The organism is Aquisphaera insulae, assembly GCF_011064615.1.
Lineage (GTDB): Bacteria > Planctomycetota > Planctomycetia > Isosphaerales > Isosphaeraceae > Aquisphaera > Aquisphaera insulae.
In genome coordinates this window covers 1-945 of sequence record NZ_JAALJH010000235.1, presented here as the reverse complement: position 1 = coordinate 945, position 945 = coordinate 1, and the positions used below count along the sequence as shown (strand labels likewise).

The 945-nt window shown below is 73.1% G+C and carries 1 protein-coding gene; it reads right to left on the bottom strand.

The genetic code is table 11. The features are described from left to right. Positions 1-393, bottom strand: a complete 393-nt coding sequence (locus G6O54_RS36930; protein WP_165236150.1) for an O-methyltransferase — start codon at positions 391-393, stop codon at positions 1-3. Positions 394-945: the final 552 nt, after the last annotated feature.

Sequence of the window (945 nt, the reverse complement as noted above, 5' to 3'; positions counted from 1 at the left end):
CTAGCCGAGAACCGCTCCGATCGTGTGGGCCTCGCCCCGGCGCACCATCACCGTCCACCCCGACGGGTTTCCCCAGTACTCGAACACGTCCCAGCCGCCGCGGGCGGCGAAGGACCGCACGGCCTTGCCCACGGTGAAGCCGGGATGGTGGGCGTCGTGGAAGGCGATCGCGCGGCAGCGATCGGCGAAGAGGTCGAGCCAGCGCAGGGTCTGGGCCTCGGTGTGCGGGTCGGTGTCGATGTGCAGCAGGTCGATGGTTTCCCACCGCGCCACGACCGCCGGATCGCCGGCATCGCCGTGGATGAAGACGAATCGCGGGTCGTCAATGCCGTGGGCGTCTTCCAGGTCCACGCCCCAGACCGTCCCGCCGGTCGCTGCGACCCCCTCCAGCAAGGCCCGCGTGCTCGCCCCCGGCGCACGCCCAGCTCCACCACGGTCGTCGCCGCCAGGTCACGGACCCATCGCCGCGCCAGGTCCAGGTACGGGTCGAAATCGCCCGGCCCGGCCATCGGCACCACCGCCCGCGTCGAGCCCTCCACCAGCCAGGGGACGGAGCTCGGCTCGATCGGCCCATCCAGCCGATGCACGCCCCAGAGGGCCTCGGCGTCGCCCGGGCATTCGGCCAGGATCTCCCGCCAGAGGGCAGCCGCACCGGCCCGGTCTCCTCGCTCCTCGGCGAGCCTCGCGAGGTTGCGCCGGGTGAGGTGGCCGTAGATCCCCTGGTCGACGCTGGCGAACTCCTCCGGCCGCCGCAGCCCCAGGATCCTTCGCCACGACGACTCGGCCGCCGCCGGGTCGCCCGAGCCGCGGTGGGCCACGGCCTTGCGGAAGAGCAGCTCGGCGTCCTCGGGGAAGAAGGACAGGCCCTCGTCGCAGGCCGCGATCGCCCGCGGCAGGTTGCCGAGCATCTGCTGGCACCGCGCGATCAGGGCGAACAGCTTCCGG